This window comes from Ehrlichia minasensis (assembly GCF_004181775.1).
GTDB classification, from domain to species: Bacteria; Pseudomonadota; Alphaproteobacteria; order Rickettsiales; family Anaplasmataceae; genus Ehrlichia; species Ehrlichia minasensis.
In genome coordinates, this window is the sequence record NZ_QOHL01000006.1 from 1 (window position 1) to 14,694 (window position 14,694).

General features: G+C 30.3%; 14 protein-coding genes. 7 read left to right on the plus strand and 7 right to left on the minus strand.

Annotated features, from left to right (window positions below; all coding sequences use genetic code 11):
• On the minus strand, positions 1-583 hold a 583-nt coding region (locus DRF75_RS01770), incomplete at its 3' end, for a hypothetical protein (protein WP_129992557.1).
• Between the two features lie 263 nt (positions 584-846).
• Between DRF75_RS01770 and DRF75_RS01775 the strand changes: the two genes are divergently transcribed.
• On the plus strand, positions 847-1,224 hold the full coding sequence (locus DRF75_RS01775) for a ferredoxin family protein (RefSeq protein WP_045171222.1): 378 nt from the start codon (positions 847-849) through the stop codon (positions 1,222-1,224).
• Positions 1,225-1,442: 218 nt separating this feature from the next.
• Here DRF75_RS01775 and nadA read toward each other — a convergent pair whose 3' ends face one another.
• Together nadA and DRF75_RS01785 are read right to left on the minus strand one after the other, a co-directional pair.
• Positions 1,443-2,384 carry a quinolinate synthase NadA gene (gene nadA / locus DRF75_RS01780; RefSeq protein ID WP_045171220.1) on the minus strand — a complete coding sequence of 314 codons (942 nt, stop codon included), beginning with the start codon at positions 2,382-2,384 and terminating at the stop codon, positions 1,443-1,445.
• A 21-nt stretch (positions 2,385-2,405) separates the two neighbouring features.
• A complete protein-coding gene (locus DRF75_RS01785; RefSeq protein WP_045171219.1) occupies positions 2,406-3,167 on the minus strand; it encodes a methyltransferase domain-containing protein in 762 nt (253 codons plus the stop codon).
• Between the two features lie 254 nt (positions 3,168-3,421).
• On the opposite strand from DRF75_RS01785, the gene DRF75_RS01790 reads away from it, so the two are divergent.
• The gene (locus DRF75_RS01790; protein WP_045171218.1) at positions 3,422-4,603 is read left to right on the plus strand and encodes a phage portal protein; all 1,182 of its coding nucleotides are present in this window, start codon (positions 3,422-3,424) and stop codon (positions 4,601-4,603) included.
• A 109-nt stretch (positions 4,604-4,712) separates the two neighbouring features.
• Entirely contained in the window at positions 4,713-5,246 is a 534-nt protein-coding gene (locus DRF75_RS01795) for an HK97 family phage prohead protease (RefSeq protein ID WP_045171217.1), read from the plus strand.
• Here the strand turns inward: DRF75_RS01795 and DRF75_RS01800 are convergent.
• Positions 5,229-6,116, minus strand: a complete 888-nt coding sequence (locus DRF75_RS01800) for a hemolysin family protein (protein WP_200887587.1) — start codon at positions 6,114-6,116, stop codon at positions 5,229-5,231. The two genes, DRF75_RS01795 and DRF75_RS01800, sit on opposite strands and share 18 nt — an antisense overlap.
• A 426-nt stretch (positions 6,117-6,542) precedes the next feature.
• Here DRF75_RS01800 and hemE point away from each other — a divergent pair, with 426 nt between their 5' ends.
• The 3 genes from hemE (at position 6,543) to ruvC (ending at position 8,941) form a co-directional block, all read left to right on the plus strand.
• A complete protein-coding gene (gene hemE, locus DRF75_RS01805) occupies positions 6,543-7,547 on the plus strand; it encodes a uroporphyrinogen decarboxylase (RefSeq protein WP_129992558.1) in 1,005 nt (334 codons plus the stop codon).
• Positions 7,548-7,644: 97 nt separating this feature from the next.
• Positions 7,645-8,469, plus strand: a complete 825-nt coding sequence (locus tag DRF75_RS01810) for a cytochrome c oxidase subunit 3 (RefSeq protein WP_045171215.1) — start codon at positions 7,645-7,647, stop codon at positions 8,467-8,469.
• A 1-nt stretch (position 8,470) separates the two neighbouring features.
• Positions 8,471-8,941, plus strand: coding sequence for a crossover junction endodeoxyribonuclease RuvC (gene ruvC / locus DRF75_RS01815; RefSeq protein WP_045171214.1), 471 nt, complete (start codon positions 8,471-8,473; stop codon positions 8,939-8,941).
• A 4-nt stretch (positions 8,942-8,945) separates the two neighbouring features.
• On the opposite strand, the gene plsY is transcribed toward ruvC, so the two are convergent.
• Positions 8,946-9,530, minus strand: a complete 585-nt coding sequence (plsY, locus tag DRF75_RS01820) for a glycerol-3-phosphate 1-O-acyltransferase PlsY (RefSeq protein WP_045171213.1) — start codon at positions 9,528-9,530, stop codon at positions 8,946-8,948.
• A 91-nt stretch (positions 9,531-9,621) separates the two neighbouring features.
• Here plsY and nadC point away from each other — a divergent pair, with 91 nt between their 5' ends.
• Complete coding sequence (gene nadC / locus DRF75_RS01825) at positions 9,622-10,446, plus strand: carboxylating nicotinate-nucleotide diphosphorylase (protein ID WP_045171212.1); 825 nt, start codon at positions 9,622-9,624, stop codon at positions 10,444-10,446.
• 928 nt (positions 10,447-11,374) lie between these two features.
• Here the strand turns inward: nadC and dnaJ are convergent.
• Both dnaJ and glyS read right to left on the minus strand, forming a co-directional pair.
• Positions 11,375-12,520: a molecular chaperone DnaJ gene (dnaJ, locus tag DRF75_RS01830; RefSeq protein ID WP_045171211.1), complete on the minus strand. Its 1,146-nt coding sequence runs from the start codon at positions 12,518-12,520 to the stop codon at positions 11,375-11,377.
• Positions 12,521-12,581: 61 nt separating this feature from the next.
• On the minus strand, positions 12,582-14,693 hold the full coding sequence (gene glyS, locus DRF75_RS01835; protein WP_045171210.1) for a glycine--tRNA ligase subunit beta: 2,112 nt from the start codon (positions 14,691-14,693) through the stop codon (positions 12,582-12,584).
• Position 14,694: the final 1 nt, after the last annotated feature.

Below are 14,694 nucleotides of genomic sequence, written 5' to 3' on the forward strand. Positions count from 1 at the left end.
GCAAATCTTCTGCTTTAACTTCAGTAGTACTTTCTTCTTTATTAGTTTCAGATAATTTCTCTTCAACTTCACTTGATAAATGTTCTACATTATCACCCATAGCAGGTTGCAAATCTTCTGCTTTAACTTCAGTAGTACTTTCTTCTTTATTAGTTTCAGATAATTTCTCTTCAACTTCACTTGATGATTTTCCTACATTGTCATCTACAGCAGGTTGTAAACTTTCTGCCTTAACTTCAGGAGTACTTTCTTCTTCATTAGTTTCAGACAATTTTTCTTCAACTTCACTTGATGAATGTTCTACATTATCATCCACAGCAGGTTGTAAATCTTCTGCTTCAACTTCAGGAATGCTTTCTTCTTCATTAGTTTCAGACAATTTTTCTTCAACTTCATTTGGTGAATGTTCTACATCATCATCTACATGAGATTGCAAATCTTCCACAAGAGTCTTAGCATCTTCACTGTTTACTTTCCCAGCTGAGTTGTTACCAAAATTTAATATACGCATAATTACTTCCATTAAACTACCATTTTTATCCTGCGTACTTGACGTAGTCACCTTATCGTTATCAATATCCATAAAAATCCCCTTAATTTAATACATTGCACAAATTCATTCTGTCAAAAAAATTAATTATTTATCATAAAATAACATTTATATAGAACCAATATCTCCTATATCTATTAGGATATAACCAACACTTATTAATCCATCTTATACTTACGGCATGCACAATTTAACTATAATCCACACTTATACCTTATGTAAACAATAAATTAATTGAACTCGGCAAGAAAAAACATTACAATAAAAATGGTTACTTTATTATTAATAACTCTGTAATGACACACTTCGTCACTGATAAGTGCATAAGATGTAAATATACTGATTGTGTTGAAGTATGCCCGGTAGACTGCTTCTATGAGGGAGCTAACATGTTAGTCATAGATCCTGACCAGTGTATAGACTGTGGAGTGTGTATTCCTGAGTGTCCTATTGATGCAATCGTACCAGATGATTCTATAAAAGACATATTAGAATGTAGTGACAGTGAATTAAATGAAGATCAGAAAAATATTAAAAAATCTTATGAAATAAACAAAAAATTTTCTAAAGAATGGAAAAATATAACTTCCGCTAAAACTGCTTATCCAGAAGCAGAATCTTATAAATACAAAAAAGATAAGTTTAAATATTTTGATGAAAATCTAAGTAAATAATTGCATTTCTTACATGATATTAAGCTACTATCAAACGGTTAATGTGAATTTTCACAAAGTAAAAAGCTAACGCAAATATGTAAAAAACTGATAAGAATGTTATCACTGACAACAGTACACAATACTACACCAAAATTTTAGTAGTAGACCACTTGCCGTAAACTACATATTTTTCTTTACTCATCCTCACACTACTAACTAAGAAAAATACAAAAAAATCAAGTCATTTTAAACATAGCATCCAAGGATCTTTTGGCCATATCACTAATCTCAGCATCAATAGTAACTTCAGGATAGCCATTTTTCAAACACAAACATAATTTTTCTAAAGTATTCAAACGCATATGTGGACATTTGCTACACGAAACACAACCACCATCTAAAGTATTAACTACATAAAAAGTACTTCCAGGAGATAATTTTTTCATCTGATGAATAATTCCCTCTTCAGTCAAAATGATAAACTCTGAATTAGGGTTCTCAGCAGAAAATTTTAATAACTGAGTTGTTGATCCAACAAAATGAGCATGTCTTAACAAATTACCAGGACACTCAGGATGAGCTAAAACATAGGCTTTATCATGTCTCACCATCATATCAATCAACTCGCGCTCAGAAAAACTTTCATGCACCATACAAGTACCAGGCCATAAAATCATTTTTCTATTTGTTTTCCTTTCTAAAAAATCACCAAGAAATTTATCTGGAGCAAATAGAATTTGTTTATCTTCCGGTATTTGTCTTATTATCCTTTCAGCACTTGAAGATGTACAAATTATATCAGAATAAGCTTTTACTTCTGCTGAAGAATTTATATATGTGATTGATATACAATCTTTATGCAATTCACGAAATTTTTTAAAACTTTTAGCATCACAAGAATCAGCTAAAGAACATCCCGCCTTCAAATCAGGCAACAAAACTTTTTTTGTAGGATTAATGATTTTTGCAACTTCAGCCATAAAGTACACGCCACAAAATACAATAACACTAGCTGTCGTTGTTGCTGCCTTTCGAGAAAGTTCTAATGAGTCACCAATAAAGTCAGCAATATCTTGTATTTCTGAATCTTGATAGTAATGAGCAAGAATTACAGCATTATTTTCCTTAGATAAATGACGTATTTCTTGTGACAGTTTTATAATATCAAGTTCTTTCATCTATTTATTATTACAAAAAAATTACTTTTTAACAATCAAATACATAATGTTCCATGAGCTAAATACACAATTCTGCGAAGAATATAATTTCTTATAAATCCTGCTTATGCTAAATATATCATACTGTTTATCATCAATTTTTTTTGCATATGTACCTGTTAATTTCATACTCAACAATAAAGAGAAAAATGATTTATGGTACTGACGATAGTTACAACAAAATATATACTGTATTTCAACATCTAAGGAATTTAGAATACTGGTCAATTCATCCATTTGATAAAATTTGCTAAAAGATTTTCCTATTTTTTCAATTACACTATTTAATTCAATTAAAGTTCCAAATATTGGAATTGCTATATACAACATACCATTTGGTTTCATTACCCTTAGCAACTCCAATAAAGAAAGATTAATATCGCAAGACCATTGCAAAACCATAGAAGCAATAACTATATCAAACAAATTTTCACAAAATGGCATCATATCCATATTGCAATTTACTGATAGCACATTGTTTTTCTCTTTAGCTACGACACACATTTCTCTAGATAGATCTACTTGAATAAAGTTATGATTTGTGACATCTAAGAATTTACTTATATTACCAGTACCACAACCCACATCCAGTATGTTCTTTTTATCACAATTCTCTAACTGAACAGTACTACACAATTCACGCAAAATTGCATCCTGTATATAAGAGAATTCATCATATGAATTCGCTGCACCACTGAACGCTTTCTGTATTTTTTGAGTATAAGATTCACATTGTATAACCATAACAACAAAAACACCTCTATGCTAGAGAACTACTAACAATGTAAAATGCATCAAAAAGCAAAGGCATATTATAAAAATAGCTTCCATATCTATCAATATATGATGTATTATCTAAATCTAGGTATACAACAACAATGTTGCCATAACACCACACACAAACTGCATTACCAAGTAAATTGGTAAACCACATGTAGCTAGTATATTACCAAATAAATTTAACTCAATTTAAAAATTGTACACAAAGAGTTTCACTTATGCATTTCTTTAAAAAAAAGTCAATACAAGATTGTTCTTATACTTTTTCAATACCTATACAATTATTCACAGAAGCTGTATGGAAAAATAGAAGTTACGCAAATTTTGCAGAAAATGGTTACATAAAAAACGTAATTGCATTTAGATCTATTCACATGATAGCATCAGCAGCAGCATCTGTTCCTTTAATATTAAGCAAAACCGTAAGAAATAACATATTTCAAATAAAAAACCATCCTTTATTAAAATTAATATCTAGACCAAATAATACGACTTCTAAATCAGAATTCATTGAAGGAATTCTTACCTATAAACTGATTAGTGGAAATGCCTATATTTTGATGATAGAAAACCACAATATGATTCCAAAAGAACTACATTTGCTACGTCCAGATAGAGTTGAAATTATTTCAGGTAAAGATAATAGACCTTACTCTTACCGCTATTCAATAAATAACTGCAATTATGACTATAAGATTAGTAAATTAACAAATTACTCACAAATACTACATATAAAAAATTTTCATCCATTAAATGATTATTATGGATTATCTCCCATAGAAGCAGCTTCATACAGCATAGACCAACATAACCAGGCTGGATCTTGGAACCAGGCAATGTTACAAAATGGAGCAAGGCCAAGTGGAGCATTAATTGTGAACACAAAAGGAAATAACAATGGAAGTTTAACACAAGAACAATACAAACGGTTAAAATCACAGATAGATGAATTCTATTCTGGCCCAAGAAATGCTGGAAGACCAATATTACTTGAAGGAGGATTAGAATGGAAGGAAATGAGCCTATCTCCTAAAGATATGGACTTTATTGAATCAAAACATAGCTCAGCACGTGATATTGCATTAGCATTCGGCGTGCCACCTCAATTACTTGGCATTCCAGGAGATAACACATACAGTAACCTCATTGAAGCGAGATTATCACTATGGGAACAAACAATATTACCTCATTTAGATAACATTATTTCACACCTTAACAATTGGCTAACGCCTAAATTTGGGAACAATATATTTCTATCATATGATAAAGATTCCATATCTGTACTCACAGAAAAAAGAAAACAACTATGGCAATACGTAGAGCATGCAACTTTTATGACTATAAATGAAAAAAGGGCAGCTTTTGGATTACCTCCAATAGAGAATGGAAACACTTTATAACACACTTATAAAAACACTAAACAGTACCGGCAGCCTTATCACGGAATATTATGAGATCTGTAAGATCCTGTAATCAAATTAATCAATAACAACTACAAAAGTTCTTTTTATGCAACAAAAAACATGTAATTTATTTTTATCGAAAAAAAATATAAAACAATCTGGCACTTTCTCTGGATATGCAAGTGTATTTAATGTTATAGATAGACAAAAACATGTGATATTACCAGGAGCATTCAGCAATACTATAAAAAATTTTAACAAAGTAAAACTACTATGGCAGCATAACTCAGCAGAACCCATAGGTAATATCACAAACATGACTGAAAATACTATAGGACTTCACATAACAGCAAATTTACTGCTGGACATACAAAAAGGAAAGGAAGCCTACTTGATGCTTAAAAATGACATAATTAACGCGTTGTCAATAGGCTACAGCGTTATAGAGGATTATATGGACGTAAAAACAGGTGTTAGAGTACTCAAGAAAATATCTTTATGGGAAATCAGTTTAGTTACATTCCCTGCGAATATGCATTCAAAAGTTACTGATGTTAAAAGCATAAATGCAGATTTAGCGACATCCTTTATAAGGGCTAAATCCGCACTCGATAAATTGAGTTCAATGGTCAACTTTTAAGTCAATTTTCTTTACATTGCTTAAATCAATAATGATCTTATAAATACATCTGTCATCAACTTCTTTTATAGAAAATATAGCACCACTTTTGTGTTCAAAAACTTCATTTACTACAGGCACTCTACCTATCATAGATAAAATGAGACCGCCTATTGTTACGTAATCATCTTCTTTACAGTCTCTGAGATCAATATTGAAAGTTTCTTCTAAATCCTTGACTAGCACTCTAGCATTTACTTCAACCTTATCGTCGGAAATATTCACAATACTTGGTACAGTAGGCACATCATGCTCATCACCTATATCACCAACTACTTCTTCAATAAGATCAGCCATAGTAACTAATCCCTCTGTACCACCATACTCGTCTATTACTATAGCTACATGTATGTGAGAAGACTGCATTTTTATAAATAGATTGACTGCTTTCATTGATGGAGGAATGTACATAACCTCACGTATGATATTTCTTGCATTAAACTCATTGTAGAAATTTGAGATTATGTCCTTAATGTGAATGAATCCTATTATGTTATCCAAATTATTTTCGTATGCTGGAATCCTTGTATATTGTCCCTTTACTACCTTGTCTATCAAGTTCTTGCTATCAGGTACATCCGTAATGTCTATAGCGTAGATTTCAGTCCTAGGAATCATTACATCTCTTACCAAGCAGTCATTGAATTTTATAAGATTGTAGAACATGCGAGAATTGGTGAAACATTCATTATCACTGATCAAATTGTTTTCAATCATCTTTTTCAGTTTTGGAATTCTTTTTAACATAAAAGAAACCAGCTTCACACTTAGTGATTCGCTCAAGGAAAATCTATCATCACTATCACTATTATCAGAAAGTTTATCACTCATATACAATCTGTAATTCTTTATTATCACTTAAGTATACTATCCAAAACTTTATTTTCTATATAAAGTTTGTGTTAACAAGCCTGTTAATAACCTGACATGAAACATGTAGGTAAAAGTTTTCCATATTTTGTCATGTAGTTATCCACAGAGTTATTAGGAACATGAGGTGCGCAATAATTGTTGTGCAAAACACTGGTTAAAGCCACAGTTATCAACACAATTCACATATTATTTATACACACATATTGTAGTAGAAAATCAGTATGATATGTACTTTATTAACAGAGTTATTCACAAAAAATGCATCGGTGAGTTTTCAACATATATTTTACAAAAACAGGTTTTATTCACATAATTCACAGGGATCAACTATAAGAACTATCTATAAGGATATAATATTTATATAATTTCTGTGGGGTGAAGGACATGTTAAAAACTATAGCAAGTAAGGCCAGGCAGCAGGGAATACCAGTGTGGTTCATGAGGCAGGCTGGAAGGTATCTACCAGAGTACCATGAGGTGGCAAAAAAGGCTGCAGGTTTTCTAGAGCTGTGCTATACGCCAGGTCTAGTAAAGGAAATTACAATGCAGCCGGTAAGGAGGTTCGGCTTGGACGCGGCGATAATATTCTCAGATATACTAGTGATCCCAGACGCACTAGGGTGCAAAGTAGAATTTACTAAGGAAGCCGGCCCAAGCTTGCAACCAATTTCAAGTTATAAAGAAATAGATGTTCCAGAAAAAGCAGTACTAGGTCACCTAAAGAATGTTTTTGAAGGTATAAAAGAAGTTAGAAAATCCCTGCAAAAAAGCAAGCCATTAATAGGATTTGCAGGTGCACCCTGGACTGTAGCTTCTTACATGATAGGACGGGACAAGAATTTTTCAAAAATTAGAGAAATGTCTTACCTACAAGATGCAGAGTTGGAAAAGATCATAAATAAAATCACAAAAGTAACAATCTCATATTTAATAAAACAAATAGAAAGTGGTGTAGACATAATACAAATCTTCGATAGCAACGCAGGAATTGTACCAGCAAACGAATTCAGAAAGTGGATAATAAACCCTGCAAAAGAAATAGTATCATCTATACGTAAATCCTACCCAGAATTCCCAATAATAGGTTTCCCAAAAGGTGCAGGAATAATGTATAAACAGTTTTCAGAGGAAACTGGTGTATCAGTTACAAGCATTGATTACAATGTACCAATATCTTGGGCAAAGGATAATATTTCATCCATACTGCAAGGAAACATAGACCCATACCTAGTAGCGTATGATAAAAACAAAGCTATATCTCAGACAAAAGATTTAATTAACATGATGGAAGATAGACCATTTATATTCAACTTAGGACATGGAATCATTCCAAGCACTCCCATAGCTAACATTGAAGCACTTATAGAAACAGTAAGATCAAATTTTTAACATAATGTTAAGCATTATATACTAAAATATAATCTTGACAACATATTGCTTTAATTATAGAAACTTAATAAATAAACAATCTTTTAGGGATACAGTGATGAAAGGGAAGCTACATGACCATCATTTAGTAAACCCTAGTCCATGGCCATTATTGTTTTCAATTACAGTGTTAATAACAGCACTAGGTGCAGTTGGAACCATACACGGTACACATACTGGTAAAGTCATGCTTGGACTTGGTTTTCCCTCACTCAGTATAGTTCTTTACAAATGGTGGAAAGATATAGTCACAGAAGCAATAAGGGACAATTGTCATACAGAAATTGTTAAAAAAGGACTTAGGCTAGCTATGGCTGGTCTTATTCTTTCAGAAACAATGTTTTTTTTTGGCTTTTTTTGGTCGTTTTTTAAAGCATGGTTATTTCCTGTATACACTTTCGATAATTTAATACCAGGTAAATTTTTAAATTGGCCTCCAAGTGACATTCCTAAACTTAATCCTTGGTCTATACCCTTATTGAATACTGTAATACTGCTGTTATCTGGCTGTACACTAACATGGTCCCACTATTCTCTAATAAACAACGATAATAAAAACACAATAAAAATGTTGTGTGCAACTATAGTACTTGGTATTATATTCTCTACATTTCAAGCAATAGAATATATGCACACAGGTTTCTCTTTCCATGAGACTGGTGAAAAAGCTATTTACTCATCTAACTTCTACATGATAACTGGGTTTCATGGGTTACACGTAATAGTTGGAACTTTGTTTTTAATTATATGTTTAATTAGAGCAAGAAAAAATCAATTATCTCCAGAAAACCATATAGGATTTGAATGTGCTGCATGGTACTGGCATTTTGTTGATGTTATATGGTTATTGCTTTTTGTTTTTCTATACTGGATAAGCTCATAAAATGAATGTAATAGGCCTGGATCCTGGCTTAAATTATACGGGTTGGGGTATATTGTCTATTGAAAAAGATATAAAGTTGATAAATAATGGTGTTATCAAAACTAACAGTAATGAAACTTTCGGTCAAAGGCTGAATAAAATACATAAAGAACTTATAAATATACTCAATTCATACAAAGTAGACAGCGCATCCATGGAGGAAGTATTTATAAATAAGAATCCTAAGTCTTCAATATCTTTATGTTACGCTAGAGGTGTTTTACTATTGACCTTAAATACTATGAATATACAAGCCTTTGAGTATTCATCAAATTATGTAAAGAAATCTATTACAGGAAACGGACATGCAAAAAAAGAGCAAGTCCACTTTATGGTAGAAAAAATTTTAAATGTTGAGTTTAAAGGTACATATGATATATCTGATGCAATAGCTGTTGCACTTTGTCATGCTTACTCAAAAAAGAACTTTTGAATGTTTAAAATATCTTATTTTCTTTTCCTTTTATAATGCGCATTATGTTTTCAATATGTTGTACTACTACTAGTAAGGATATTACTAGAAAAATGATGCTTTCATTTGCTGAGAAATGTGCATAAACTAATAACATAACTGAAATTGTTGATGTAATAGATGATAGCGATGAATATCTGAAAATTATAAAAACTATTATCCAAAGGAGCGTAAAACACATAACAAATTTATACTCAATAAACATAACTGAACCTAAAAAAGTAGCTACTCCTTTACCACCTTTAAATGATAACCACACAGGAAACATATGACCTATTATAGAAAATAACGCAGATATAAAGACAAATGTTTGATCTGGGTTAAAATTTTTAGCTAACATAGCGGATGCAAATCCTTTTGAAGAGTCCAGTATCAGAGTCACAATAGCTAACTTCTTACTTTTTCTGAAAACATTGGTAGCTCCTATATTTCCTGATCCTGTTTTTCTGATATCACCTAGTCCACCTACGTAAGACAGTATTAATCCAAATGGAATTGATCCTATTAAGTAAGACAGTATAAGTACGAAAGTACAAACGTAAATATTCATATTATTTTATGATAAATTGTATTTGAATAATATAAGATTTTTACATTACTTCAATGTTGTTGTAATATAAAACATAAAAAGTGTTAATAATATGAAAGTCTCATTCTCAGAAATTATAAATAATGCACTAAAGGAAGATTTAGGAGAAAATGGTGATATAACTACTAATAGTATATTACTAGATGAGAAAGTAAATTTTTCTATAAATGCAAGGGAAGATTTGGTAGTTTGTGGAATTCCTATACTAGAAGAAATCTTCAATAAAAAAAAAGAATATATAAAGTACAAAGTTCATAAAAATGATGGAAGTATTGCAGGAAAAAATAATACTTTGGTAAGTGGAGAAGCGTTGGCAATACACTTAATGCCTATTGAGAGGGTGATTTTAAACTTTATACAACATGCTTCTGGTATAGCGTCAATCACTAGGCAATTTGTTAATGAAGTTTCTGGAACGAGGGCTAAAATTCGTAGTACAAGGAAAACTACTCCTGGACTGAGAATGTTAGACAAATATTCCGTATGTATTGGAGGTGGAGAAAGTTACAGAAATAGTTTGTATGATGGTGTACTCATAAAGGATAATCATATATCTAGTTGTGGAAGTGTCACTTTGGCTATACAAAGGCTTAGAATGAATTTGAAAGACGTATATGTTGCAATTGAATGCGATAACATATCTCAAGTTGAAGAGTCGTTATTTAACAATGTAGATATGATTTTATTAGACAACATGAGTATTGGTGAAATAAAGCAGGCAGTGGAAATAGTCAATGGAAAATCAGTTCTAGAAGTTTCTGGATGTGTTAATATAAGAAATGTAAGGAACATAGCACTAACAGGAGTAGATTACATATCTATTGGATGTATAACTAATTCTTTCAAAAATAAAGATATAGGACTTGATATAGAATGATAAAAAAACAAAAACATGTTGAAATGTTTTTTTACAATTTCAGCAATAATGTAGAATACTTATATAGAATGTGAAATTGTTTTATAATGATTTCAATATAAGAGATATAGAAACATTGCATTGAAATGAGTACATGAATGCCTACATTAACATTAAAATTTATATATGATAAGTTGATGTACTAAAAATATAATGTGGAATTTATATTCCACAGCATTTTAATGATTTTATAGATAATGTTAGCATTAATGAGTGACTTAGAAATTAAATTTTTTACATAATGTCTGTAAATTTATAATGTAATGGATTTCAAAAAAACTGTATTGAAGTAAGTTTATACATATATATGTTTTTAATTTCTGTTGAATGTAGGATTTAATTCAATGTGCTAGATACAAGAAAAATCTTTTCTTCTATAGCATTTTCTATCTACAATTTTTACACTAATTAATCAAATTAGATATAGAGTTTTTCAGGTTTGTAATGTGAGAAATACTGTACTAAATTAATTTTCAAATAGTTGTACAGATATATTCTTTTAGAAAAGAAATTATAAATACAGTATACTAATAAATAAATGATGATATATAAAATCTTTTTGCTAATTTTAGCACTAAAGTTTACTAAACTTCCAGTAAAAAATCAGTTATATACATTTGGTTAATATGTCAATATTAGAGACGCCACTAAAATGTTGCTAATTTTTTTAAGTAAAGGTATATGGACTTCTATAGTATCCTAAAAACAATTCTAAATAGTAAATATTTTATTGATACTTTAGTACTATTGAATTGTTTAGTATTCATTAAATGAAAAGTCTCCGTATTTATAACGTTAAGAATATATTGTAGAAATTATATTTGTGTTGTATGGTTGAGCAATTGATGTACATATTAAAATACTAAAGTAAAAAAGTGTTTGATGTATTTTAATTTGATCTAATATCTTTCCAGAAACTTTTCACTTTTTGGAAAAAACCTGTAGATTGAGGGTTACAGTCCACATTAGGTTCATCATCAAACTTTTGTAACAGCTCTTTTTGTTTTTTTGTTAATTTTACCGGAGTTTCTACAGTTATTTGTATATACATATCTCCCCTTTTCGATGAATTTATAACTGGCATTCCTTTTTCTTTTAACCTCAATTTATCTCCACTTTGTGACCCCTCTGGAACTTTTACTTTTGTCCACGTACCATCTATCGATGGCATTTCTATATGCCCACCTAATGCAGCAAGTGTCATTTTTATAGGTACAGTACAGTATAGATCAGATCCGCTACGTGTGAAAAATTTATGTTTTTGTATATTTGAGTAAACATACAAGTCTCCACTCCTTGCTCCTCTATATCCTGCTTCTCCTTTCCCATTTAATCTAATTTTATTACCACTTTCTATTCCCTTTGGAATTGTAACAAGTAAATTTACTTCATCTCTGACGCGACCACTTCCTGAGCATTTTTTGCATTTGTTTTGGATGATTTCACCTTCTCCATTACACACATGGCAAGTTCTTTCTATTGTAAAAAATCCTTGTTGTGTTCTAACACTACCTGCACCGTGACACGTATTACATTGTACAGACTTTGCTGATCCCTCACTCCCTGAACCGCTACAACTAGAGCACTTTACATAAGTTACGTAACTTATAGGTACTTTTTTACCATTAAAAGAGTCTTCTAAAGTTATTTCTATATCAAATCTTAAGTCTGAACCTACTGCACCTTCGCTTCTTCTTGATGAACTTCTTCCTCCTTTACTAAAACCTCCACCAAAAAGATCATTGAATATATCAGAAAAATCACCAGAAAAACCACTATTAAAATCAAAACCACCCCTTCCAGCACCACCATCAAAAGCACTATGTCCATATTTATCGTAAGCTGCTCTTTTATCTTGATCTATAAGAACGTCATATGCTTCTGACAACTCTTTAAACTTTTCTTCTGCTTCTTTATTACCAGGGTTTGTATCAGGGTGGTACTTTAGTGCCATTTTTCTATAAGCTTTTTTTATTTCTTCTGGTGTTGCATTTTTGCTTACACCTAACAGTTCATAATAGTCGCTTTTGCTCATAACAATTCTTCTTTACAAGTATGGTAAAATATTTATATACGGTTTACAAAAAATTCAAGGTTTACTTGTGTGTATTTTTAATCTTACTGAAATCTGTAACTAAGTCAAAAACATAAAATGCACTTTTGACAAGAGAAATTCTATTTTTATATAACTCTTTATTCATCTTATCATTTACTCTTACATTATCCATGAATTTGTTTACACAGCGACTAAAGCTGTAAAGATTGTCCAATGAATCTTTAAATTTGTTTTCCTTTATCAACTTTTTTATATTATTTTTTTGGTAACTTATCTCTTTGTATAAATCACATTCATCATTTGTTTTAAATAACTTCTTGTTAGGTTTTTGTTTTGTTATGACGTTAATATTATCATCTGTTTCACTGATATTGCTTAATCTTTTGTATGCTTTTATTATTTCTATTCCATTATAAGTAAAAACATATTCATTAAGTAAATTAGCCTCTTTCTTTATTAACAATAAATTATTGAATTTTCTACTTTCAATAACAGCATTTATTATATCTTCTTTAATTCCTTCTTCTTTTAGCATTATTTTAAATCTGTTTGAACAAAACTCTAATACATAAGAAACAATATCTTTTCTTCTGTTTTTTCTTGATATTACATCTTTGATTTTGTTGATGGCGTTTTTTTCTGTTATTGCATATGAATATAGTGATACAGATTTTTCTAATAAAAGTTTTATTGGTATATTAAGATTATTTTCAATAATTATTCTGATAACTGATATAGCCATTCTTCTTATTGAAAAAGGATCACGAGAACCTGTAACTTGTTCTCCTGCAACTATCATTCCAACTAAGCTATCTATTTTATCAGCTATTGATACAGCTATTGTTATAGGTGAAGAAGGACATTCTTTTTTTGAGCTTGTTGGTTCATAATGATTGACTATGGATTCTGATATTTCTAATTCTTCATTAAAATATGAAGCGTAATATCCTCCAATGATTCCCTGTAGTTCAGGGAATTCTTTTACAGCTAATGTTGATAAATCAAATTTAGATAACTGTGATGCCCTTTCTACCTTTATTAGTGAAGAATGCGGTATCCACATAGAAATATATTTTGATAAAGCTACGATCCGATTTACTTTTTCAAAAACAGATCCAAGTTTTGCATGGAATACTATATTTTTTAGCTTTTCTACATAATAATCTATACTGTATTCTTTATCTTTATTTATTAAAAAACTTGCGTCTACTAACCTTGCATTTAGTACATTATTGTGACCGCTTATTATAGTGTCACTTGATATTGTTGATACTGTAATAAAGTTAGTAATTTTATCACCTGTGAAAACAGCTAAATATTTTTGGTGATTATGCATTACACTTAATATTAATTCTTTTGGTAAATCATGAAATTTTTTATCTACTGATCCCATTATAACAATTGGGTATTCCAAGATACCGTTTAACTCATTGATTAAATTCTGATTATTTTCACAGACTAAATTGTTTTTTTCAGTGATACTTTGTATTTGTTGAAGTATTGAATTCATTCTTTCTTCTTTGCATAAAATTACATTATTCTTTTTTAGCTGCGAAATGTAAGAATTGAAGTCTTTTACCTCAAAGAATTCCCTATTTGTAAATCTGTTTCCACATGATTTGTTATTTGTTTCTATATCAGCAAACTTTATTGGTAATACTTTTCTGTCAAGTATACACATTATGTTTAGTATAGGTCTGATCCAATATGTATTTCCAGATCCCCATCTCATTTTTTTATCCCATGGAAAATTGGTTAACATATTTTCTATAATTGAAGAAATTATATTTTCTGTGTTTGTTTCTATGTTGTTACTGATTTCAGCATAATAAAATTCATCATTGCCAACTCTACAGATTGTTAAGTCGCTTATCTTCTTATTAACTTTCTTTAGAAAACCCTCTATTGCGATTTTATCTGCTGATACTTTTGGACCTTTTCTTTTTAATGTATTGTTTGATGAACTGTTTACTATGTTATTTACATATAAAGTTAATCTATTTGGAGTTACGAATACCTTTATTGTTTCAAAATTTATGTTGTAACGATCTAGTTCTTTTTTTATATAGGAATTTGTATATAAGCATGCACTACTCTGCATCTCAGGTGGTATTTCTTCTGATAAGCATTCAAATAACAGTTCTAAAGGCATG